22 protein-coding genes are annotated in these 21224 nt (G+C 70.5%); 12 read left to right on the top strand and 10 right to left on the bottom strand.

What is annotated here, in order from left to right:
* Positions 1-20: 20 nt before the first annotated feature.
* The 5 genes from rpsR to JOL79_RS12520 all read left to right on the top strand — a co-directional run bounded on the left by rpsR (position 21) and on the right by JOL79_RS12520 (position 3496).
* Positions 21-257: a 30S ribosomal protein S18 gene (gene rpsR / locus JOL79_RS12540; protein ID WP_210155929.1), complete on the top strand. Its 237-nt coding sequence runs from the start codon at positions 21-23 to the stop codon at positions 255-257.
* A 17-nt stretch (positions 258-274) separates the two neighbouring features.
* Positions 275-721 carry a 50S ribosomal protein L9 gene (gene rplI / locus JOL79_RS12535; protein WP_210155928.1) on the top strand — a complete coding sequence of 149 codons (447 nt, stop codon included), beginning with the start codon at positions 275-277 and terminating at the stop codon, positions 719-721.
* A gap of 163 nt (positions 722-884) precedes the next feature.
* Complete coding sequence (locus tag JOL79_RS12530) at positions 885-1760, top strand: ABC transporter substrate-binding protein (RefSeq protein WP_210155927.1); 876 nt, start codon at positions 885-887, stop codon at positions 1758-1760.
* Positions 1761-1784: 24 nt separating this feature from the next.
* Positions 1785-2753, top strand: coding sequence for an amino acid ABC transporter permease (locus JOL79_RS12525; RefSeq protein ID WP_210155926.1), 969 nt, complete (start codon positions 1785-1787; stop codon positions 2751-2753).
* Positions 2750-3496, top strand: coding sequence for an amino acid ABC transporter ATP-binding protein (locus JOL79_RS12520; RefSeq protein WP_307848498.1), 747 nt, complete (start codon positions 2750-2752; stop codon positions 3494-3496). The genes JOL79_RS12525 and JOL79_RS12520 overlap by 4 nt, the downstream gene beginning before the upstream one ends.
* Before the next feature lie 21 nt (positions 3497-3517).
* Here JOL79_RS12520 and JOL79_RS12515 read toward each other — a convergent pair whose 3' ends face one another.
* On the bottom strand, positions 3518-4843 hold the full coding sequence (locus JOL79_RS12515; protein WP_307848497.1) for an MATE family efflux transporter: 1326 nt from the start codon (positions 4841-4843) through the stop codon (positions 3518-3520).
* Positions 4844-5133: 290 nt separating this feature from the next.
* Between JOL79_RS12515 and JOL79_RS12510 the strand changes: the two genes are divergently transcribed.
* Positions 5134-7779: a replicative DNA helicase gene (locus JOL79_RS12510; protein WP_210155925.1), complete on the top strand. Its 2646-nt coding sequence runs from the start codon at positions 5134-5136 to the stop codon at positions 7777-7779.
* Positions 7780-7813: 34 nt separating this feature from the next.
* Positions 7814-8332, top strand: a complete 519-nt coding sequence (locus JOL79_RS12505) for a hypothetical protein (protein WP_210155924.1) — start codon at positions 7814-7816, stop codon at positions 8330-8332.
* A 31-nt stretch (positions 8333-8363) separates the two neighbouring features.
* Here the strand turns inward: JOL79_RS12505 and JOL79_RS12500 are convergent, their stop codons facing one another.
* Positions 8364-9773, bottom strand: a complete 1410-nt coding sequence (locus tag JOL79_RS12500; protein ID WP_210155923.1) for a WGR domain-containing protein — start codon at positions 9771-9773, stop codon at positions 8364-8366.
* Between the two features lie 177 nt (positions 9774-9950).
* Between JOL79_RS12500 and JOL79_RS12495 the strand changes: the two genes are divergently transcribed.
* Positions 9951-10514 carry a GNAT family N-acetyltransferase gene (locus JOL79_RS12495; protein ID WP_210155922.1) on the top strand — a complete coding sequence of 188 codons (564 nt, stop codon included), beginning with the start codon at positions 9951-9953 and terminating at the stop codon, positions 10512-10514.
* Between the two features lie 88 nt (positions 10515-10602).
* The gene (locus tag JOL79_RS12490) at positions 10603-11718 is read left to right on the top strand and encodes a hypothetical protein (protein WP_210155921.1); all 1116 of its coding nucleotides are present in this window, start codon (positions 10603-10605) and stop codon (positions 11716-11718) included.
* Positions 11719-11743: 25 nt separating this feature from the next.
* Here JOL79_RS12490 and JOL79_RS12485 read toward each other — a convergent pair whose 3' ends face one another.
* From JOL79_RS12485 to JOL79_RS12470, 4 genes are all read right to left on the bottom strand, one after another.
* Positions 11744-12478 carry a metallophosphoesterase gene (locus JOL79_RS12485; RefSeq protein WP_210155920.1) on the bottom strand — a complete coding sequence of 245 codons (735 nt, stop codon included), beginning with the start codon at positions 12476-12478 and terminating at the stop codon, positions 11744-11746.
* Between the two features lie 64 nt (positions 12479-12542).
* Entirely contained in the window at positions 12543-12989 is a 447-nt protein-coding gene (locus tag JOL79_RS12480) for an SRPBCC family protein (RefSeq protein ID WP_210155919.1), read from the bottom strand.
* Between the two features lie 91 nt (positions 12990-13080).
* The gene (locus JOL79_RS12475; protein WP_210155918.1) at positions 13081-13845 is read right to left on the bottom strand and encodes an ABC transporter permease; all 765 of its coding nucleotides are present in this window, start codon (positions 13843-13845) and stop codon (positions 13081-13083) included.
* Positions 13846-13855: 10 nt separating this feature from the next.
* On the bottom strand, positions 13856-14560 hold the full coding sequence (locus JOL79_RS12470; protein WP_210155917.1) for an ABC transporter ATP-binding protein: 705 nt from the start codon (positions 14558-14560) through the stop codon (positions 13856-13858).
* A gap of 133 nt (positions 14561-14693) precedes the next feature.
* Here JOL79_RS12470 and JOL79_RS12465 point away from each other — a divergent pair, with 133 nt between their 5' ends.
* The 3 genes from JOL79_RS12465 (at position 14694) to dnaN (ending at position 18036) form a co-directional block, all read left to right on the top strand.
* Entirely contained in the window at positions 14694-16187 is a 1494-nt protein-coding gene (locus JOL79_RS12465; protein WP_210155916.1) for a sensor histidine kinase, read from the top strand.
* Entirely contained in the window at positions 16184-16831 is a 648-nt protein-coding gene (locus JOL79_RS12460) for a response regulator (RefSeq protein WP_210155915.1), read from the top strand. Before JOL79_RS12465 ends, JOL79_RS12460 begins: the two co-directional genes overlap by 4 nt.
* Before the next feature lie 113 nt (positions 16832-16944).
* Positions 16945-18036 (top strand): DNA polymerase III subunit beta, encoded by a 1092-nt coding sequence (gene dnaN, locus JOL79_RS12455; RefSeq protein ID WP_210155914.1) that lies wholly within the window; start codon positions 16945-16947, stop codon positions 18034-18036.
* 153 nt (positions 18037-18189) lie between these two features.
* Here the strand turns inward: dnaN and JOL79_RS12450 are convergent, their stop codons facing one another.
* The 4 genes from JOL79_RS12450 to JOL79_RS12435 form a co-directional block, all read right to left on the bottom strand.
* Positions 18190-18879 carry a FadR/GntR family transcriptional regulator gene (locus JOL79_RS12450; protein ID WP_210155913.1) on the bottom strand — a complete coding sequence of 230 codons (690 nt, stop codon included), beginning with the start codon at positions 18877-18879 and terminating at the stop codon, positions 18190-18192.
* 99 nt (positions 18880-18978) lie between these two features.
* Positions 18979-20262 carry a helix-turn-helix domain-containing protein gene (locus JOL79_RS12445; RefSeq protein WP_230984648.1) on the bottom strand — a complete coding sequence of 428 codons (1284 nt, stop codon included), beginning with the start codon at positions 20260-20262 and terminating at the stop codon, positions 18979-18981.
* 202 nt (positions 20263-20464) lie between these two features.
* Positions 20465-20995, bottom strand: coding sequence for a PH domain-containing protein (locus JOL79_RS12440; RefSeq protein ID WP_210155911.1), 531 nt, complete (start codon positions 20993-20995; stop codon positions 20465-20467).
* Positions 20992-21168, bottom strand: coding sequence for a hypothetical protein (locus JOL79_RS12435; RefSeq protein ID WP_210155910.1), 177 nt, complete (start codon positions 21166-21168; stop codon positions 20992-20994). Before JOL79_RS12435 ends, JOL79_RS12440 begins: the two co-directional genes overlap by 4 nt.
* Positions 21169-21224: the final 56 nt, after the last annotated feature.

Below are 21224 nucleotides of genomic sequence, written 5' to 3'. Positions count from 1 at the left end.
GCTCTGAAAGGAGCACCACGATGGCGAAGCCGGCAGTGCGCAAGCCCAAGAAGAAGGTTTGCCTCTTCTGCCATGACAAGATCTCCTACGTCGACTACAAGGACACGGCGCTGCTGCGGAAGTTCATCTCCGACCGCGGCAAGATCCGTGCCCGCCGGGTGACGGGCAACTGCACCCAGCACCAGCGCGACGTGGCGACCGCTATCAAGAACGCCCGTGAGGTGGCTCTGCTGCCCTACACGAGCACGGCTCGCTGAGAAGGGAGACTCAGGACATGAAGCTCATCCTCACGAATGAGGTCTCCGGCCTCGGCGCCCCGGGCGACGTCGTGGAGGTCAAGGACGGCTACGGCCGTAACTACCTCATCCCGCGTGGGTTCGCCATCCGGTGGACCCGCGGGGCGGAGTCGCAGATCGCCTCGATCAAGAAGGCGCGCGACGCCCGCGAGATCCGCGACGTCGGTTCCGCCAAGGAGGTCGCCGGGCAGCTCGGCGCCCTCAAGGTCAAGCTCGCGACCCGCGCGGGTGACTCCGGCCGCCTGTTCGGCTCCGTCACCACGGCGGACGTCGCCCAGGCCGTCAAGGCCGCGGGTGGCCCGCAGCTCGACCGGCGCCGCATCGAGATCGTCAACCCGATCAAGAGCGTCGGCGTCCACAAGGTCAGCGTGCGGCTGCACCCGGAGGTCTCGGCGACCGTCGACATCGAGGTCGTCGCCGGCTGACGTTCGCGTCTTCGAAGGGCCCTTCCCCTCTGGGGACAGGGCCTTTCGTCTATCCGGCGGGCGAGAGGATTGTCCCCTAATGCAGGGGGGTTTATCCGAAACGCTACTATCCTCCTAGCCCAAACGCGCGAATCCGAAGCGAAGACCCCCGATGGAGGCCGAGATGCGCCGTTCCCCCCTGCCGCTGGCTGTCGGCGCCCTCGTACTGGCGGCAGCCGCCTGCGCCCCGGCACCCGAATCCACCTCCGCCGCGTCCGCGCCGGCTGGCTCCGGCGCCGCCTCCCCGGCCTGCACGCCGGACACCCTGCCCCTGACCACATCGGGCACGTTGACGATCGGCACCGACAAGCCGGCGTACGAGCCCTGGTTCAAGAACGACGACCCGTCCAACGGGCAGGGCTTCGAGAGCGCGGTCGCGTACGCCGTCGCCGGCAAGCTGGGCTTCACCAAGGACCAGGTCGCCTGGACGGTCGTCCCCTTCGACTCGTCGTTCGCGCCGGGTCCCAAGCAGTTCGACTTCGACGTCAACCAGATCTCGATCACCCCGGAGCGGAAGAAGGCCGTCGACTTCAGCCAGGGCTATTACGAGGTCAAGCAGGGCGTGGTCGCGCTGGAGAAGTCGAAGTTCGCCTCGGCCACCACGCTCGCGGAGCTCAAGGACGCCAAGATCGGCGTGCAGGCCGCCACCACGGCGTTCCAGGCCGTACGAGACCTGATCAAGCCGAGCGCGGACCCCAGCGTGTTCAACCAGCAGGTCGACGCGGTGAACGCGCTGAAGAACCACCAGATCGACGCCATCGTGGTCGACCTGCCCACGGCCTTCTACGTCACCGCGGCGCAGGTGGAGGGCTCGAAGATCGTCGGCCAGTTCGCCGCGAGCTCGGGCACGCCCGAGGAGTTCGGCCTGCTGTTCCAGAAGGGCAGTGGCCTGGTGAGCTGCGTGGACAAGGCCATCGGCGAGCTGAAGTCGTCGGGTGAGCTGGCCACGATCGAGAGCCAGTGGCTGACCGCCAGCGCGGGCGCGCCCGAACTGAAGTGACGGAACTGAAGTGACGGTATTCAAATGACCGAGGGGGAAGCCGCGGCCGGGCGCTCCACGGGGGACATCACGGCTGGGGACATCGCGCCTGGGGACGTCGCGGCCGGGCAGGCCGGGGACGTCGCCGCGGGTGAAGACACGTCCGTGCCCCGGGTGAAGAGCGAGCGGCAGCTCCGCCGCGAGGCCGAGCTGCGCCGTCGTGGCCGGCGGTCGGCCTCGATCGCCACGGCCTCCACCCTGGCGGCCGTGATCGTCCTCGTGGTCGGGGTGACGGCGTCGCCCGGCTGGCCGAGAGTCCGCGAGACGTTCCTGAGCGCGGACGCCTTCGCCGAGGCGTTCCCCGACGTCCTGCGCGGCTTCGTGCTCAACATCAAGATCTTCCTCATCGCCGAGGCACTGGTTCTGCTGCTCGGGATGCTGGTGGCCCTGGTGCGCGGGCTGCGCTCGCCGGTCTTCTTCCCGTTGCGCGCCGTGGCCGTGCTGTACACGGACATCTTCCGCGGCATCCCGGTGATCCTGCTGGTCTACCTGGTCGGCTTCGGCGTGCCGGCGCTCCAGCTCCAGGGCGCGCCCAGCGACCCGGTCACGCTCGGCACGGTCGCGCTCGTGCTGTCCTACGGCGCGTACGTCGCCGAGGTGTTCCGGTCGGGCATCGAGTCGGTCCACCCCAGCCAGCGGGCGGCGGCCCGCTCGCTGGCGCTGACCCACGGCCAGACCATGCGCTACGTGGTGCTGCCACAGGCCGTCCGCACGGTGGTGCCGCCGCTGCTCAACGACTTCGCCTCGCTGCAGAAGGACAGCGCCCTCGTGGCCGTCCTCGGACCGCTGGAGGCGCTGCGGCAGGCGCAGATCCACGCCGCCTCGTCGTTCAACTACACCCCCTACCTGGCGGCGGCGCTGCTGTTCATCGCCCTCACCGTGCCGATGGCGCGCTTCACCGACCACCTGGCGGCACGTACGGCGAGACGGCGGACGGGAGGCGGGATCGCGTGACCCTGCTGAAGATCGAGGACGTCTGGAAGAACTACCACCAGCACAGCGTGCTGCGTGGCATCGATCTCGATGTGGCGCCCCACGAGGTGGTCTGCCTCATCGGCGCCTCGGGCTCCGGCAAGTCGACGCTGCTGCGCTGCGTCAACCTGCTGGAGACGGTCGACGACGGCGCCATCTACCTGGACGGGGTGGACATCACCGAGGTCGGGGCCGATCCCGACGAGGTGCGCCGGCGGATCGGCATGGTGTTCCAGTCCTACAACCTCTTCCCGCACATGACCGTGCTGGAGAACATCACGCTCGCTCCCCGGAAGGTGCACCGGGTCGCGACTCGGGAGGCCGACGAGCAGGCGCGGGAGCTGCTCGACCGGTTCGGGCTGTCGGACAAGGCGGGGGAGTATCCCGACCGGCTGTCGGGCGGTCAGCAGCAGCGGGTCGCGGTCGTCCGCGCGATGGCCACCCAGCCGCGCCTCCTGCTGCTCGACGAGATCACCTCGGCGCTGGACCCGGCGCTGGTCACCGAGGTTCTGAGCGTCATCCGCGAGCTGAAGGAGACCGGGATGACGATGATCCTGGCCACCCACGAGATGGGGTTCGCCAGGGACATCGCCGACAGCGTCTGCTTCCTCGACGGCGGCGTACTGGTGGAGCGCGGGACGCCCGAGCAGATCTTCTCGGCGCCGGAGCACCCCCGCACCCGGGAGTTCCTCCACCGGGTGCTCGACTCCCGCCGCATGGGCTGAGCGAGGCCGCGGCCCGGCGGGTCAGCCGCCGGTGACCATCCAGGCCGTGCCCCTGGCGCGGACGACGAGGGTGACCAGGCGGGCGGCCATCCACACGCCGAGCGCTATCCACAGGGCGACCAGCCCGCCCGACAGGGCCGCCACGGGCAGGTAGGCGAGCGTCGTCCACACCCCGGCCCAGGCGAGATAACGCTGGTCGCCGGCCCCGATCAGCACGCCGTCGAGCACGAACACGACTCCGGCCACCGGCTGGAGCAACGCCACGGGCCACAGGGCGGCCGGCAGTTCGGCGGCCACCGCCGTGTCGGCCCCGAACAGGCCGGGGACCAGGGGCCGCGCCAGCAGTACGGCCACGCCGAACAGCGCGCCGCACACCACGCCCCACAGCACCATCCGGCGGGTCGCCGCACGGGTGGCGGCGACGTCCCCGGACCCGAGCGACCGCCCGGTGATCGCCTGACCGGCGATCGCGATGGCGTCGAGGGCGAACGCGAGGAACGTCCAGATCCTCGCGGTGATCGTGTACGCCTCGATCTGGGTCTCGCCCATGCGGGTGGCCAGCGACGTGGCCACGAGCAGAACGATCTGCAGGCACGCCGTGCGGACGGCCAGAGCGACACCGGCCGTGCCGGCGGCGCGCACCCCACGCGGGTCGGGCAGCAGAGACACCCCGTGCCGCCGGGCCGCCCGCACCACCAGGACGACGTAGACGGCGGCGGCCAGGGTCTGGGCGACGACCGTGCCCCAGGCCGATCCCGCGACGCCCCAGCCGAGGCCGAGCACGAACCAGACGTTGAGCAGGCCGTTGAGGGTGAACGAGCCGACGGAGACGGCCAGCGGCGTCCGGGTGTCCTGGAGACCGCGCAGCACGCCCGTGCCCGCCAGCACCAGGAGGAGCGACGGCGTCCCCAGCAGGCTGACCCGCAGATAGCCGACGGCCAGCGCGGCGAGCTGGCCACTCGCTCCGAACACGTGTACGATAAATGGAGCGAGAGGCCAGCATGCGGCGGCGACCGCCAGGCCGATCCCGGCCGCCAGCCAGAGGCCGTCGATCCCCTGACGCATCGCCTTTCCGAGGTTCCCGGCTCCCATCCGCCGCGCCACCGCGGCGGTGGTGCCGTACGCCAGGAACACGCACAGGCCGACGAGAGCGGAGAGCGCCGAGCCGGCCACACCCAGAGCGCCGAGCGCGGGATCGGGGAGGTGGCCGACGATGACCGAGTCGGTGAGCAGGAAGAGCGGCTCGGCCACCAGTGCGCCGAACGCCGGAATCGCGAGCCTGAGGATCTCCCGGTCGTGGGCCCGGCCCGGTCTCAGCCCGCTCCCGCTCACTGCGGTAAGTGGCACTCGCCTATTGTGCCACTTACTCACTCATGCTCCATCGGTATCGGCGTGTCGGGCCGACTTTCTTTCCTCCACAGGTGGTGGACAGCGAATGTGCAGGTCCGACGGGGATTCGTGGATGTCCGGCGGTCTTGTCCACAGGTCTGTCCCCAGGGTTTTCCCATGCCTGTCCGCAGCTCTGCACACCTTATCCACAAGGTTGTCGACAGGTCCGGTTGCCCCCACACCCGATACGCGAGGAGACTGGCGGACCAGGTTGGGGAGCCTGTGGTCGATGGGCAAGGGGGTGTGAGGTGAGCGTGCTCGACTTCCCGGCAGGACCGGGGGGATCGGACTCGACGTTCGAGCGGACACCGCCGAGCAACATCGAGGCCGAGCAGTCGGTGCTCGGCGGCATGCTGCTGTCGAAGGACGCCATCGCCGACGTGATCGAGGTGCTGCGTTCCGACGACTTCTACCGTCCCGCTCATCAGATCATCTTCGACGCCGTCACCGACCTGTACGGCCGGGGGGAGCCCGCCGACTCGGTCACGGTCTTCGACGAGCTGCAGAAGCGCGGCGAGGTCGCCCGGGTGGGCGGCGGCGCGTACCTCCACACGCTCACGGTCGCCGTCCCGACGGCGGCCAACGCGGGCTACTACGCCAAGATCGTCCGGGAGCAGGCGGTGTTGCGGCGCCTCATCGAGGCCGGCACGCGCATCGTCTCCTACGGTTACGGCGGCCAGGGTGAGGAGGTCGACGACCTCGTCGACCGGGCCCAGGCGGAGATCTACAAGGTCACCGAGCGGCGCACCTCGGAGGACTATCTGCCGCTGTCCGACATCATGCCGTCGGCCCTCGACGAGATCGAGGCGATCGGCAGCCGGGGCGGGCAGATGGTCGGCGTCCCCACGGGCTTCCAGGACCTCGACGCGCTGACGAACGGCCTCCACCCCGGGCAGATGATCGTCGTGGCGGCCCGCCCCGCCATCGGCAAGAGCACGCTCGGGCTCGATTTCGCCAGGTCCGCCGCGATCAGGCACGGCATGACCACGGTCATCTTCTCGCTGGAGATGTCCCGCAACGAGATCACCATGCGTCTGCTGTCGGCGGAGGCGCGGGTCGCCCTCCACACCATGCGATCCGGCATGATGAGCGACGACGACTGGACCCGGATGGCCCGGCGGATGGGCGAGGTCGCCGAGGCGCCCCTGTTCATCGACGACTCCCCGAACATGTCGATGATGGAGATCCGGGCCAAGTGCCGCCGGCTGAAGCAGCGCCACGACCTGCGCTTCGTGATCGTCGACTACCTCCAGCTGATGAGCTCCCCCAAGAAGACCGAGAGCCGCCAGCAGGAGGTCTCCGAGCTCTCCAGGGCGCTGAAGCTGCTCGCCAAGGAGCTTGAGGTGCCGGTCATCGCGATCTCGCAGCTCAACCGAGGTCCCGAGCAGCGTACGGACAAACGTCCACAGGTGTCCGACTTGCGTGAAAGCGGCTGCCTCACCGCCGACACCCGCGTCCTGCGCGCGGACACGGGCGCGGAGGTGTCGCTGGGCGAGCTGCTGGAGTCCGGGGCGCGCGACATCCCGGTGTGGTCCCTGGACGAGAAACTGCGGCTCGTCCCGCGCACCATGACGCACGTGTTCCCCAGCGGCACGAAGGAGGTCTTCCGGCTGCGGCTCCGCTCCGGTAGGGAGATCGAGGCTACGGCTAACCATCCCTTCATGACCTACGACGGCTGGCGCTCTCTGGGGGAACTCGGCAAGGGTGCTCGCCTCGCTGTTCCCCGACACGTCCCCGCCCCGCAGAACCTTCAGGAGTGGTCCGAGGCGGAGGTGATCCTGCTGGCGCACATGATCGGAGATGGGTCGTTCGTCAGGAGGCAGCCGATCCGATACGCCAGCAAGGACGAGGCGTGCCTGGAGGCTGTGACCGGAGCCGCCGGACACTTCGGGGTCAGCGCGGTTCGGGACGACTACGCCGCCGCGCGGGTGACCACGCTGCGGCTTCCCGCCCCGTACCGGCTTACGCACGGCAAGCGCAACCCGATCGCGGCCTGGCTTGACGGCCTGGGGCTGTTCGGCCTCCGGAGTCACGAGAAGTTCATCCCGGACCGGGTGTTCTCCCTGCCGAAGAAGCAGGCGGCCCTGTTCCTCCGGCACCTGTGGGCGACTGACGGAAGCGTGTGGTGGGACGAGAAGAGCAAGCAGTCGCAGATCTACTACGCCTCCACGAGCCGCCGATTGATCGACGACGTCGCACGGCTGCTGCTTCGGTTCAACGTGATGACTCGCATCAAGACGGCGCAGAAGAGTGGCTACCGCCCGGCGTACCACCTCTACGTCTACGGCTCGGAGAATCAGCTCCGGTTCCTGGAGGAGGTGGGCGTGCATGGTGAACGGGCGAAGCAGGCCGCACGCTGCATGCCAACCTTGCGGGCGACCAAGGGCAACACGAATCTCGACACGATCCCACGTGAAGTCTGGGACGACGTCCGTAGCGCGCTGACGGAGAAGGGCATGACCCACCGGGCGTTCTCCGTCGAGCTGGGCACCCAGTTCTGCGGGAGCACGCTGTGGAAGCATGCGCCCAGCCGGGGGCGACTGGGCCGGGTGGCGGCCATCCTGGACAGCGCCCAGATGGAGATGCTGGCCACGAACGACGTGTTCTGGGACGAGGTCGCCTCCGTCGAAAGCCTCGGCGAACAGCCCGTGTACGACGCCACCGTCCTCGGCACCCACAACTTCGTGGCCAACGGGATCAGCGTCCACAACTCCATCGAGCAGGACGCCGACATGGTGATCCTGCTTCACCGGGAGGACGCGTACGAGCGGGAGTCGCCCCGGGCGGGCGAGGCCGACCTGATCGTGGCCAAGCATCGAAACGGACCCACCGCCACGGTGACGGTCGCCTTCCAGGGGCACTACAGCCGTTTCGTCGACATGGCCACGCACTGAGCCCGGCGTCCCAGCGCCTTCACCGGAGCGTGCCTTGACCGTGGAACAGAACGACCTGACCATCCGCCCGATCACCGGGCGGGAAGAACTCGACCTCTTCTCTCGACTGCCCTACGTCCTCAACGAGGAACTGGCGGACGACCTCGCCGCCGGCCGCCGCCGACCGCGATGGATGTGGGTCGCCCTTCGCGGCGACCGCCTGCTGGCCAGGGCCGCCTGGTGGGGCCAGAGCGGCGACGACACACCGGTCCTCCTGGACGTTTTCGACATCGACGACAGCAGCACGGATCGCGAGCGCGTCGACATCGGCCTGACCCTGGTCCTGGACGGGACGCTCGACGCGCACAGCAGGGACGACCTGGCCCGGATGCCCGCGCACCGGGGCAACGGCTACATCGACGAGATCCTCGCCGAAGGCACCCGTATCCTCAGCGCTGAGGACGTCCCGCGCATCCGGGCGGCGACGGATCTCGGCAACACTCCCATGGCGAACGCCTTCCAACGCGCCGGATACGTCAATTTCGAACGCGTGATCAACATGACCTGGGACTGATCCCGTAGACGACGAGGAACACGCGGGCCGCTCAGCGGAGCCGTCTGATCTCCCCGGACACCCGGTAGAAGCCGCCTCGGCCGGACGGACGCAGGCCCTCGACGAGATAGCGGGCGCCCTCCTCGCGGATGTCCCGGGGGAACTGGACGTTCCACCCCTCGTATCCGGCACTGGAGACCCGGACGCGCAGCCGGTCGCCCTCGCGTACGCACTCGAGGACGATGCCGTCCCCGGGATGGGCGACGGTCTCCAGCACGGCGGACGGCTCGACCGCCGCCAGCGACGCCGCCACCTTGACGTCCACGGGGGTCGGCACAGTGCCGGCGCAGGCCGCCGCGATCGCCGCCTCGCCGGCGTCGATGCAGGCGAGGGAGCCGTCGGTGGTGACGATGTAGAGGCGGTCGTCGAGAAACTGCATGGAGAACGCGGAACCGCAGCCGGTGGCGAGCTTCCACAACCGTTCTCCCGACTCGGCGAAGCAGTACACCGAGGAATGGGAGTCACCGGCGAAGACGTACCGGCCCCCGGGGGAGCTGGCGCAGGAGTAGACGGCCGCGTCGCACTGGTAGACGGCCTCGACGCGGCCGTCCGCCTTGGCGAGGCGGTGCACGGTGCGGCGTCCCGTGCCCGCGTAGACCGACCGCTCCTCCTGCCAGCCGAAGAGCACGTTGTTGGCCACCGTCGTCTGCCAGATGGGGGTGCCGTCGGCGGCGTACCGGTCCACACCGTGCGAGTGGCCGTGGTAGACCCCGTCGGAGTCACATCTGACCATCCAGGCGGACTCGCCCCGGCCGCCGCGCGACCACTGCAACTCGTCCTCGTAGTCGATCGTGGTGATCCGCCCGGCCCGGTCGGACACGCCGAGGACGCCGTCGTGGATGTCCAGCCAGTAGATGTCCACGTCGGCGGAGATCTCGTACGCCACCCTCGGCACCTTGCCGGACAGGTCGTAGACCTTGCCGTCGTCGCACCCCGCGTAGATCCAGAAGTCGTCGGCGACGATGCACTTCACGCCGTCGGGCAGGCGGAACCGGCCGGTCACCGTGCCGGAGTGGGTGACGGTGAAGACGTCGCCGTTCTGGTTGCCGACCCAGCACCGCTCCTCGTCGACGAAGACGCCGAACGCGGCGGCGCCGCTGGCGAACCGCCACAGGACGGGCGCCTGCCGGGCGGTGGACCGGGTGCTGACGATCGCTCTGCGGGTGACCGGCCTGCGCTGCCGCATTCCGCGTACGGCCGGCTGGTAGCCCTTGCGGAGCTTCTCCCCGATCTTCTTGTCCGCCGCGGCCTTCGCCTTCTGCTCGGTCAGGAACGCGGTGACCTTGGTCTGGCCGGCCTCGCCGATGCGCCCATAGGTGATCGTCACCTCGGTGCCGAACACGTTCACCTCGTAGAACTTGTGCGAACCGCCGCCGTCCTCGGACAGTTCCAGATAGGTCACGTCCCGCTCCCGCCACTCGGCTTGATCAATTGCTCGGAGAGTAGAGCGGCGCGGTGACAAATCTCGCGAGCCGGAAGAAGCGGGCAGGCGAGGCTCCGCCGTTGTCGTCGCCCGCCCGAGCCCTGTACCGGGGGAAAATGCGTGGCCGGGCACGGGCCGGGCCGGGGAAAATGGCGTGTGAAGATCTTTCTGGAGACCGACCGGCTGATCCTGCGCCGGTTCACCGAGGCCGACGCCGACGACCTCGCCCGGCTCGACGGCGACCCCGAGGTCATGCGCTTCCTCACCGGAGGGCGCACGACCACGCCCGAGGACGTGCGCGGCCGGGTGCTGCCCCGGATTTTGGCCTACTACGAGCGGTTTGAGCACTTCGGCTACTGGGCGGCCGTGGAGAAGCCGGACGGCCGGTTCGCCGGTTGGTTCCACTTCCGTCCCCGGATCCCGACGCCCCGGGAGGGCGAGGTCGAGCTGGGGTACCGGCTGCTGCGGTCGGCGTGGGGCAAGGGGTACGCCACCGAGGGCTCCCGCGCGCTCATCCGGAAGGGCTTCGCCGAGCTCGGCGTGGAGCGCGTGTACGGCACGACGATGGCGGTCAACCTCGGCTCCCGGCGCGTGATGGAGAAGTCCGGTCTGGTCTACGTGCGCACATTCCATGAGGACTGGGACGAGCCGATCCCCGGGTCCGAGCACGGCGAGGTCGAGTACGCGATTACGAAGGCCGAATGGCCGATGAACGACTGACCTTCACGGGCGGATCGATGCGCCTGTTGCGTCAGAGACATACCGATATCGCCCAAAATCTGAAGATTATCGCAGTAGCATCGCCCGCATGCGTTTCCGCCGCACCGCCGTCCTGACCATGTCGCTGCTTTCGGTCGCCGCCACGATGCCGGCCGCCACGACCTGGGCCCCCGCGTACGCGGTCACCACAGCCATGACGCCGGCCGGGGTGAGCGCGTCCGCTCGCGGCAACCCGGCCGGCCGGGTGCCGGTGCCGGCTGAGGGCCGGGCGGTGAACACGTCGCGGCCGACGCGCGTCATCGGCAACGGCACGCCGGGGAGTTGCACCTCGCGCGCCGTGGTGGCGGCCGTGGCCAAGGGCGGGATCATCACGTTCTCCTGCGGCCCCCGCCCGGTCACGATCAGGATGGCGGCCACCGCCAAGGTGCGCAACGCCAGCAGCCAGGTGGTGCTCGACGGCGGTGGCAAGGTGACGCTGAGCGGCGGCGGCGTCCGGCGGATCCTCTACATGAACACCTGCGACAGGGCGCAGGGCTGGACCACGTCGCACTGTGACGATCAGGCGCAGCCGCGGCTCACCGTCCAGAACATCACCTTCGCGGACGGCAACTCCACCGGGCAGCGCACCGAGGGCGGAGGGGGCGGGGCGATCTTCGCCCGTGGCGGCCGGCTCAAGGTGGTCAACGCGCGGTTCGTCCGCAACCGCTGCGACACCACCGGCCCCGACCTCGGCGGCGCGGCGATCCGGGCGCTGGACCAGTCGCACGACCTGCCCGTCTACGTCGTGGGGAGCACGTTCGGCGGGGCGGCGGGACAGGGCGGCGTGTGCTCCAACGGCGGCGCCCTCAGCGGCATCGGCGTCTCCTGGGTCATCCTGAACAGCGTCATGACCGGCAACAGGGCAGTCGGCCGGGGCGCGAATCCGGCCCGCGGGGGCACGCCGGGCGGTGGCAGCGGCGGGGCCGTCTACGCGGACGGCAACCGGTTCACCATCCGGATCGCCGGCTCGATCATCAGGGACAACTCGGCCAGGGAGGGCGGCGGGGCCGTCTTCTTCGTCAGCAACGACCTGACCGGCACGCTCCGGATCGAGCACTCGACCCTGCGCCACAACCCGAGCGCCGGATTCGAGACCCGCGGCTACCCGGGGATCTTCTACCGGGGCGCGGGCCGGCCGTCCGTCGTCTCGTCGACCCTGCGCTGACCCGCGACCCGTACGGCGGGTGTTGTCAGAGCACCGGGCGATAGTGCGTGGTGATCCGGCCCTCGTCGAGCAGGTGGACGGCGATCGCCGGCGGCATGTCGAGATCGACGGGCTTCGGCCTCGTGGTCTCGGCGGGCAGCAGCACCGTGCTGACGACGCCGGGGGCGATCAGCAGCGGCAGCCCGGCGAAGGTCGTGGCGGCGGCCGTGTGGGCGTGCCCGGCCAGCACGGCGGCCACATGGGAGTGCCGGGAGACGACCTCGCGCAGCCCTTCCGCGTCCACGAGCTTGATCTCGTCGACGTACGGGATGCCCAGGTCGACGGCGGGGTGATGCATGCCGACGAGGGCCGGGACGCCGGGCGTGGCGGTCAGCACGCCGTCCAGCCAGGAGAGGGTGTCCTCGTCGAGGCGCCCCTCGGGCCGTCCGGGGACGCTGGAGTCGCACAGCGCGATGGTGACCGTCTCCAGGTTGAGCGCCTGGTTGACGGGGAAGTCGCCGTCCAGGCCAAGCAGCACCTTGCGCAGGTTGCCCCGGTCGTCGTGATTGCCGGGGCACAGCACCAGCGGGACGTCGCCATCGTCGAGCAGGTCGCGGACGATCTCGTACTCCTCGACCGCGCCGTTGTCGGCGATGTCTCCCGTGAGGACGATCGCGTCGGGGCGCAGGCTCCGGGCGTACCCGATGGCGCGTGCGGCCCGGTCCCTGCTGCGCTCGCCTCCGTCGATGTGGATGTCGCTCACGTGCGCCAGCATCGGCATGGACAACCTCCGTGGGGTTGAGGGGCTCCAGCTTCTCACGGGGCCACGGAAGGCCCCGGGATGACTACCGGGGCACGGCCGCCAGGCGCCCGGCGAGGATCCGGGCGCGGGCGAGCTGCACCTTTCGCGCCTCCCCCGCGGCGTATCCGAGGAGAAACCAGGGGGCGGTGAGCTCCAGCCGGTCGTCGATCCGCGACCCGGACCCGTCCGGCGTGAACGAGAACCGGTACGCCATCCGGATCCGGCCGGGACTGCGCACCTCTCCGTAGACGGAGCCGTCGTCGTGGTGGAGCGTGACCCTGATGGCGTTGTCATACCTGATGACGCCGAAGAACCGGAAGCGTTCGATCGAGGTGTACGCGACCACCCCCGGCTGTGAGCGGTCGACGTCCCTCACCTCGACCACGAGGGGCGACAGGCCGACGTAGTTCTCCGGCGTGGTCAGATGGTCGAGCACCGCCTCCGGAGCGGCGTCGACGTGGAACACGTTGGTGAGCACCTTCGTCGGCACCCGTGCCTCCCGCGGCTGAGCATGGTCAACGACCCGAATTCTGGCAAGACCGAAACATACGGCGAAAGGGCCGGAACATCACGACACGGTGTCACCCCCAGCGGAACAGCCGGTTCGCCGCGATCGCCGCGGCCAGCGCCCATCCGGCGAGTACGGCGAGGTGGAGCGGCCGGGGAGGGTGCCCGCCCAGGCCGTCGATCAGCCCCTGGCCGAAGGCGCCCGTCGGCGTGAAGTCGCTGATCCGGCGCAGGACCTCCGGCATGAGCGCGCGGGGCAGCCACACGCCCCCGAGGAACAGCAGCGGGAACACGACGGCCGCCCCCAGCCCCTGCGCGGCGCGGGAGCCCGGCGCGACGGCCGCGAGCACCAGGCCGAGCGCGAACAACGCGAGGCACCCCAGGGCGAAGACGGCGGCGAACGCCACCGGGGCGCCGGGGGCGGGCACCCCGAGCACGAGATGGCCGAGGCCGAGGGTCAGCGCCGCCGCCAGCACGGCGACGACGACGTTGACGGCGAGCTGGGCGGCCAGCAGCGCGGCCGGCCGTACCGGCGTGGTCGACATGCGGCGCAGAACGCCGCGCTCCCGGTAAACCGCGAGGACCACCGGGAGCGTGCTGAGCGCGAGCGTGACAACCGACAGCATGACCATCGTCCCCGGCAACTGGACGTCCACCACCCGCTGCCCGCCGAACTCGGGGTCCGGCACCCGGAAGGCGGGGATCGAGCCGCCGAGAGCCAGCAGCAGCGACACGGGCAGCAGAATCGCGAAGAACAGCGTGATGGGCTCGCGGAGGAAGAGACGGGTCTCGACGGCGGCCAGCTTGGCCAGGCGGCCCGCGGTGGGGGCGAATGCCATGGTTCGTCTCCTAGTCGGACGGGTGATCGGTGAGGGCGAGGAAGGCGTCGTCGAGCGTGGCGCGCGTCACCTGAGGGGTGACGCCGGCCCGCTCGACCAGGCCGGACGGCGTGTCGAGCGCGAGCACCCGGCCGCCGGCGATGACGGCGACCCGGTCGCAGAGCCGCTCGGCCTCCTCCATGAAGTGGGTGACCAGCACGACCGTGACGCCCCGCTCCCGCACCCTGGTGATCAGCTCCCAGGTGTCCCGGCGCGCAAGGGGGTCGAGACCGGTGGTGAGCTCGTCGAGGATGGCGATCCTGGGAGAGCCCACCAGGGCGAGCGCGAGCGACAGCCGCTGGCGCTGCCCGCCCGACAACGTGGCGAACGTCCGGCGCGGATCGAGGCCGACCTCGTCGAGCAGCGCCCGCCAGTCGGCGGGCCGGGAGTAGAACGACGCGTAGAGGTCGAGCGCCTCCCCGACGCGGATCTTGTCGGGCAGGCGGCAGTCCTGGAGCTGGACGCCCACCTCCTCCTTCAGGTCGGCGCCGACCTCGACGCGCCCCGACGTGGGGACGCGCAGGCCGGCGACGCATTCGACGGTCGTCGACTTGCCCGCGCCGTTGCGGCCGACGATGCCGAAGATCTCGCCCTCCTCGACCGAGAACGAGACGTCGTCGACCGCGGTGTGCGCTCCGTACGTCTTGCGCAGGTGTTCCACGGTGATGATTGCCATGCCGCCGAGGCTAGGAACGCGGCGGCGCGGCCGGAATGCGGCTGGAAACCCGGCGGGGGTGCACTTTCCCCCACCCCGGCCGGGCGTCTGACGCCACTGTGCACGGTCGCGGCTCTGCAGCACACTGACGGGCATGGACCAGATCGGAACCGTGCGGACCGTCCTGCGAGGGGCCGCGCTCCTCGGGGTGGCGGTGCTCGGGCAGGTGGTCGCCGCGGTCGCGCTGGTCGGGGTGCTGCTCAGCTTCCTGATCGGGCTGGTGTTCGTCTTCTTCCCGACCGTGCGGCTGGTGCGGGCCATGACCCGGCTCAGCCGGCGGCTGGCGCGCGACTGGGCCGGGGCGGCCGTCGACGAGCCCTACCTGCCCCCGCCCGCCCCGCCGCGGCCGCTGCCGGGCGGCTGGTATCGCGACGGTCGCACCCTTTACCGCACTCCCCGTGTCCCGGCCGGCAAGCAGCGCTGGGCCTGGCTGGTCAGAGATCCGGCGACCTGGCGCGATCTCGGATTCCTCGCCGTGGACGTCTGGTCGGGCGGCCTGCTCGCCGGCGCTCCGGTGATCCTCGTGGCCCTCGGCGCGGTCCAGCTCGCGCACGGTGACATGGTGGGCCTCGCCTGGCCGCTGCTCGCCCTCGTGACGGCTCGCTGGTACGCCCCCTGGGCCGTCCGGGCGTACGGACTGTTCGCGTGCGCCCTGCTCGGCCCGACCGAGCGGGCCAGGCTCGCCCGGCAGGTCGCCGATCTCACCCGGACCCGTACGGACGTCGTCGACTCGCAGGCCGCGGAGCTGCGCCGGATCGAGCGCGACCTGCACGACGGCGCCCAGGCCCGCCTGGTCGCGATCGGCATGACGATCGGCGCGGCCGAGGAGCTGATCGACTCCGATCCCGCCGCGGCCAAGGCGCTGCTGGTCAAGGCCAGGGACGCCTCCGCGACGGCCCTGCGGGAGCTGCGGCGGCTCGTGCGCGGCATCCATCCCCCGGTCCTCGCCGAGCGTGGCCTGGGCGACGCCGTGCGGGCCCTCGCGCTCGACACGCCGCTCCGCGCGCACGTGACCGTCGAGCTGCCCGGCAGGCTCGACACGCCGCTGGAGTCGGCCGCCTACTTCGCGGTGAGTGAGCTGCTCGCCAACGCCGTACGGCACGGCGGAGCGAGCGAGGCGTCGATCGACGTCAGCGCGCACGGCACCAGCCTGCGGATCACGGTGACCGACGACGGCCGGGGCGGGGCGGACGCCTCGCGCGGCACGGGCCTCACCGGCGTCGAACGGAGGCTGGCGGCCTTCGACGGGGTCCTGGCGGTGAGCAGCCCCGTGGGCGGCCCCACCACCGCCGTCGTCGAGCTGCCCCGCGCGGTGCCGTCGGCACGGCCGCCCGCGGCGACCTGGCGGACGATCGTGGCGGCCGTCTGCTGGGGACTGTGCTGGCTGCCCATCTTCCCGCAGGGGCTCGTCGCGGGAGCGTTCAAAATAGTAGGCATGTCAGAGAGGTCCTGGTTCCTCGCCCTGTATCTGCCCGGGTCGTTCCAGTGGCCGACGATCCTGGGCATGATCGTTTTGGGATCGGCCATGCTCGTGACGGGGATCACCCTGTCGGCGGGGCACGGACAGAACACCGGGGACGACGCGTGAGGGTGGTCATCGCCGAAGACCTGCACCTGCTCAGAGAGGGGCTGGCGCACCTGCTGGAGGCGCACGGGCTGACCGTGGTCGCGGCCGTTGAGTCCGGCCCGGAGCTCGCCGACGCCCTGGTCAGGGAGCGTCCCGATGTCGCCGTCGTCGACGTGCGGCTCCCGCCCACGTTCACCGACGAGGGACTGCAGGCGTCGCTCGCCGCCCGCCGGCGGTTTCCGGGCCTGCCCGTCCTGGTGCTGTCGCAGCACGTCGAGCAGCTCTACGCCAGGGAACTGCTCGCCGACGGCACCGGCGCGGTGGGCTACCTGCTCAAGGACCGCGTCTTCAACGGGGCGCAGTTCGTGGACGCGGTCAGGCGGGTCGCCGCGGGTGGCACGGCGATGGATCCCGAGGTCATCGCCAGGCTGCTGGCCCGCAACGCGGGCAACGAGCCCGTCGGGCGCCTCACGCCGCGGGAGCGCGACGTGCTGGAGTTGATGGCCGAGGGCAGGTCGAACGCCGCGATCGCCCAGCGGCTCCATCTGAGCGACAGCGCCGTCGGCAAGCACACGGCCGGCATCTTCGCCAAGCTCGGCCTCGCGCCCTCCGACGACGACAACCGCCGGGTGCTGGCGGTCCTGGCGTTCCTCAACAGCCGATAGTGCTCTCCCAGTCGGCCGCCGGCCGTCTCGGAACCCGGCCGAATGTCGGTGGCGGCGGCTACCGTTGCCATCGAACGGTCGCCCTGAACGGGGCACGGTGTGCGGAGGTCGGGATGAAGTTCCAGGTCAACCATGACGTTCTGGCCGAGGCGGTGGCCTGGGCGGCCCGGGTGCTCCCGGCGCGGCCGGCCGTCCCCGTGCTCTCCGGCCTGCTGCTGGAGGCGGACGACGGTCTGCGGATCTCCGCGTTCGACTACGAGGTGTCCGCCAGGGCCGAGGTGGAGGCCGACGTCGCGGAGCCGGGCCGGGTGGTCATTCCCGGCCGGGTGCTCGCGGAGATCACCCGCAGTCTGCCCGCCCAGCCGGTCGAGCTGGTCATGAGCGGGCCCGAGGCGGTTCTGACCTGCGGCAGCGCCGAGTTCGGCCTGATCACCATGCCGGAGGACGACTTCCCGGCGATGCCGGTCATGCCGCCCAGGATCGGTGCTGTGGGCGGCGGGCTGTTCGCCACGGCGGTCGGCCAGGTGGCCGCGGCGGCGAGCCGCGACGACACCATCCCCATGCTGACCGGCATCCGGCTCGACATCGACGGCGTCCAGGTCGCCATGGCGGCCACCGACCGGTATCGCATCGCGGCCAGGGAGTTCCTCTGGCATCCCGAGCGGGCGGACGACCGGCACGGAGTTGTGGTCCCCGCCCGGGTGCTGGTCGAGGTGGCCCGCTCGCTCCGCGCCGGGGAGGTCGCGATCGGCCTGGGGGACGGCGTGGCCGGGTTCGAGAGCCAGGGCCGGGTGACCACGGTGCGGCTGCTCGACGAGCAGTTCATCGACTACCGCGCCCGGCTGACGCAGGAGTGGCCGATCCGCGCCGAGCTGGTCGTCGCGCCGCTGGTGGAGGCGATCAAGAGGGTGTCGCTCGTCGCCGAGCGCAACACCGCCGTGCGACTGTCGTTCTCGCCCGGACAGGTGCTGATCCAGGCCGGCGGCGGCGACATCGGCCGGGGCGCAGAGGTGATGGAGGCCGACCTCGACGGCCCCGACATCCAGATCGCCTTCCAGCCGCACTTCCTGCTCGACGGCCTGGCCGGGGTGGAGACCGAGCGCGTCCGGATCACCATGGACTCGCCGACCCGCCCGGCCCTGATCGCCGACGAGGGAGACGACCCCGTCTTCCGCTATCTCGTGATGTCGCTGCGGCTCGGCTGACCGCGTGCCGCCGTCCCGGACGTCCGGGACGGCGGTGCGGTAGTTCGGCGGGGGCCGAGCCGGCGGGAGACGCGACTCAGGCCGTGATCAGAAGGGGCAGTCTGTAGGGGCGATCAGAGGGGGACGATCCGAAGGGGTGATGAGAAGTGGGGATCAGGATGCGAGGTTCGCGGAGTCGGTGAGCGCGATCAGGATGTGCTCCATGCAGGCGTGGCCGGCCCGCTCGGCCGCCGCGGCGTCGCCCGCCGCGATGGCCCGCACGATCGCGTCGTGAGGGATGTAGTTCTGCTCCAGTGAGCCGCCCGCCGCCGCGATGCTGGCCCGGAGTGCGGCGGAGAAGTCCACGTAGAGGTCCATCAGCACCCGGTTGTGGGTGGCCTTGACCACGGCCACGTGGAAGGCCAGGTCGGTCTCGACGAACGCGTCGGGGTCGCCGCCCGCCCAGGCCTTCTCCCGCTCGGCCAGAGCAGCCTCGATCGCCGTGATGTCCTCGGCGGTCCGCCGGGTCGCGGCGAGCCGGGCCGCCTCGACCTCCAGGGCGCGCCGGACCTCCAGGATCTCGAGCTGCTCCGCCGCTCTGAGCCGCCGGGCCATCGCCCCCGACAGCTCGCTCGTGGCGCGCACGTAGGTCCCGTCGCCCTGCCGGCACTCCAGGAGACCCGCGTGCGTCAGCGCGCGTACGGCCTCCCGCACCGTGTTGCGGCCGACTCCCAGCTGCTCGGCGAGCACGGTCTCAGTGGGGATCTTGGCATGCATCTGCCAGGAACCAGAGGTGATCTGCTCCTTGAGCTGGTCGATCACCTGGTCCACGAGAGACGCCCGCTGCGCCGTCCGCAGGCTCACGTCAGCCTCCTTTGGGTAGCCAATCATCCTATGACGGAATGAAAGGTCGACCCTAATTATTCCAGAGCCCCCAAGACAAATCCGGGGCTCCAGGGAGGCCTATCTGGCGAGCACCGCCGAGGTCGTGGAGCCCGGCATGTTCACGCGGATGCCCACGGCTTCCAGGGCTCTACGATATGCCTCCGCCTGCTGCTCGAGGTCACCGGCCTGCCCCCAGAGGTCGCCGAGCATCCGCCAGGCTCGCGCCGCCTCGCGGGCCGTCGAGACCGGGGTGCCGACGAGCAGCTCCCGGGCCCGCCGCAGTGCGCGAGTCGCGTCTTCGGATCGTGCCAAAGCCGCTTCGGCGAGCACCATGTGGGCGGTGGCGGCGATCGGCTCCCGCACGCCGACCAGCAGGTCGAGTGCGCGGTCGGCCATCTCCGCGGCGGACTGGGGGTCGCCGCAACGCAGCCGCACGGTGCCCAGGACGACGAGGCTGCGCGCGTGCTCCATCCGCTCCGAGGGGAACCCGGCGAAAACGTGGGTCGCCGCTCCGGCGAGCTCGTTGGCTCGGTCCAAATCGCCGTTCTCCGGCTCGGCCGCGACCAGCCGGGCCCACCGCGTCGCGATGCGCGCGGCGCTCACGGCGATCCTGGCCGGGCGGCCCGCCGCCAGGGCGTCCTCGGCGAGCTGGACGGCCAGCGCGGAGTCCTCCCCTTCGGCGGCGGTGACGCTCGCCTGCCAGAGCGCCGTCACCTCGGCGCCGCGGTCCTCCGTCTCGGGAAGGCCGACGGCGTCCAGCACCCGCGTGACGTACGGCAGGCCGGAACCGGCCTCGACCAGGGCGAGCGCGAGGTCGATCGCGAGCTCACCCTCGGCGAACCCGAGCTTGTCGACCTGGAGCAACGCCTGGGCACCGAGGTCGCGGGCGCGCAGGCGGTCGCCCGCCAGCTCGTAGCACCGGCACAGGGCGATCGTCAGGGGAAGGTCGGCGAGGCGCTCGGGGTGGGCCGCCGCCTCACGGCGGAGCCCCTCGAAGGCCTCGACCGCCTGACCGGTGTGGCCCTGCCTCTCCAGCGATCGGGCCACCCCCATCCGGGCGTGGGCGGCCAGCATGGCGTTGTCCTCGCCGGCCGCCTTGACGATCTCCCCGAAGCGCTCGGCGGCCACGGCGGGGTCGCCGTGATAAAGCTCGAGCTCGGCATGCCGCAAGCCGAGCTCGGTGTCGATGCGCTGCCGAGGTTCTATGCCGTGCAGCAGGAACTCGGTGGTGCACCCGAGCCGCTCGGCGAGCAGGCGCGCCACAACTGGTGTAGGCGTCCGCTTTCCGGACTCGATGAGGGATACATAGCTGTCCGACAGGTCGGGTCCGGCCAGCTGGGCCTGGGACATACGCCTGCTCAACCGCAATCCACGGACGCGGTCACCGATGGTTCCCTGACTCGGCATCTGATCTCTCAGGGCGGGGGAATGGTCAATGGTGTCGCCATAATGGCATGAAGCGACCGAATCGTGTAACCCTCCGTCAAGAATCACGACGGTGAAGGTTCGATCACGAGATCCGAACGATGAGCGAACGGTGAGCGGACGGTAACGCGGCGACGCGCTAGTCGTCGTCTCCGTCCTTGCTGGGGAAGATCATCTGACAGACCTCCAGATACAAGGTCTCCGGATAGGGGATGTGCGGCACGGTCCGCAGCGCCTGATCCTGGCCGGCCGACTCCATGACGAACTCGCCATAGCCGAGCATGCGGCCGAGGAGCGAGCGCTGGAAGCTCATGTCGGTGACCTTGCTCAGGGGCATCATCGCGACCTTGCGCGTGATGAGTCCGGTGGTGAGGAGCATTCGCTGGGACGTCACGACGAAGTAGTCGACCGACCACTCCGCCACTTTCCACACGAAGCGGACGAGGAGCAGCAACCAGGCCCACCAGACGAGGACGAGGATCTGGCCGGCGCCGCTGTCGCTCAGCCATTTGCTGAGCAGACCGGCCAGGATGAGCCCGCCGAAGATCTCGGCGATCGGCCGGAGGAGCACGGCGGGGTGACGCCGCACCATGATGACCTGATGTTCGTGGGGGAGAAGGTAACGGTTGACCGACGACGGGGCGGAGTCCCCGTGGGTCACAAGTCTCATGTCAGGGTGGCGAAGAACTGGGCCATCGAGTTCGCCGCACTCACCATCCCGTCGAAGGCGCCGTGCACTGTGTGTGCGGCGTCAGTTGGCCGCGCGAGCAGGTAGTAACCGACCATGACGATCGCACCCCACTTGACGATCTTCTTGCCCTGCACTGCCGTCACCACTCCCATGACTTATAGATTACCCAGGGCGGCCGTTCGGTAAAGGTGTGAAACACCCACAGGCC

Origin of the sequence: Microbispora oryzae (assembly GCF_017896165.1) — a bacterium.
Classification (GTDB): domain Bacteria; phylum Actinomycetota; class Actinomycetes; order Streptosporangiales; family Streptosporangiaceae; genus Microbispora; species Microbispora oryzae.
The sequence above is the reverse complement of the archived record's forward strand: the minus strand, read 5'-3'. Positions and strand labels throughout refer to the sequence as shown.

What these genes read in the sequence shown, in the direction of transcription:
- rpsR (WP_210155929.1), top strand. Translation starts at nt 21, where the DNA reads ATGGCGAAGCCGGCAGTGCGCAAGCCCAAGAAGAAGGTTTGCCTCTTC.
- JOL79_RS12465 (WP_210155916.1), top strand. Translation starts at nt 14,694, where the DNA reads ATGGACCAGATCGGAACCGTGCGGACCGTCCTGCGAGGGGCCGCGCTC.
- JOL79_RS12475 (WP_210155918.1), bottom strand. Translation starts at nt 13,845, where the DNA reads ATGGCATTCGCCCCCACCGCGGGCCGCCTGGCCAAGCTGGCCGCCGTC.
- JOL79_RS12470 (WP_210155917.1), bottom strand. Translation starts at nt 14,560, where the DNA reads ATGGCAATCATCACCGTGGAACACCTGCGCAAGACGTACGGAGCGCAC.
- JOL79_RS12440 (WP_210155911.1), bottom strand. Translation starts at nt 20,995, where the DNA reads ATGAGACTTGTGACCCACGGGGACTCCGCCCCGTCGTCGGTCAACCGT.
- JOL79_RS12525 (WP_210155926.1), top strand. Translation starts at nt 1,785, where the DNA reads ATGACCGAGGGGGAAGCCGCGGCCGGGCGCTCCACGGGGGACATCACG.
- JOL79_RS12485 (WP_210155920.1), bottom strand. Translation starts at nt 12,478, where the DNA reads ATGCCGATGCTGGCGCACGTGAGCGACATCCACATCGACGGAGGCGAG.
- JOL79_RS12490 (WP_210155921.1), top strand. Translation starts at nt 10,603, where the DNA reads ATGCGTTTCCGCCGCACCGCCGTCCTGACCATGTCGCTGCTTTCGGTC.
- JOL79_RS12530 (WP_210155927.1), top strand. Translation starts at nt 885, where the DNA reads ATGCGCCGTTCCCCCCTGCCGCTGGCTGTCGGCGCCCTCGTACTGGCG.
- rplI (WP_210155928.1), top strand. Translation starts at nt 275, where the DNA reads ATGAAGCTCATCCTCACGAATGAGGTCTCCGGCCTCGGCGCCCCGGGC.
- dnaN (WP_210155914.1), top strand. Translation starts at nt 16,945, where the DNA reads ATGAAGTTCCAGGTCAACCATGACGTTCTGGCCGAGGCGGTGGCCTGG.
- JOL79_RS12435 (WP_210155910.1), bottom strand. Translation starts at nt 21,168, where the DNA reads ATGGGAGTGGTGACGGCAGTGCAGGGCAAGAAGATCGTCAAGTGGGGT.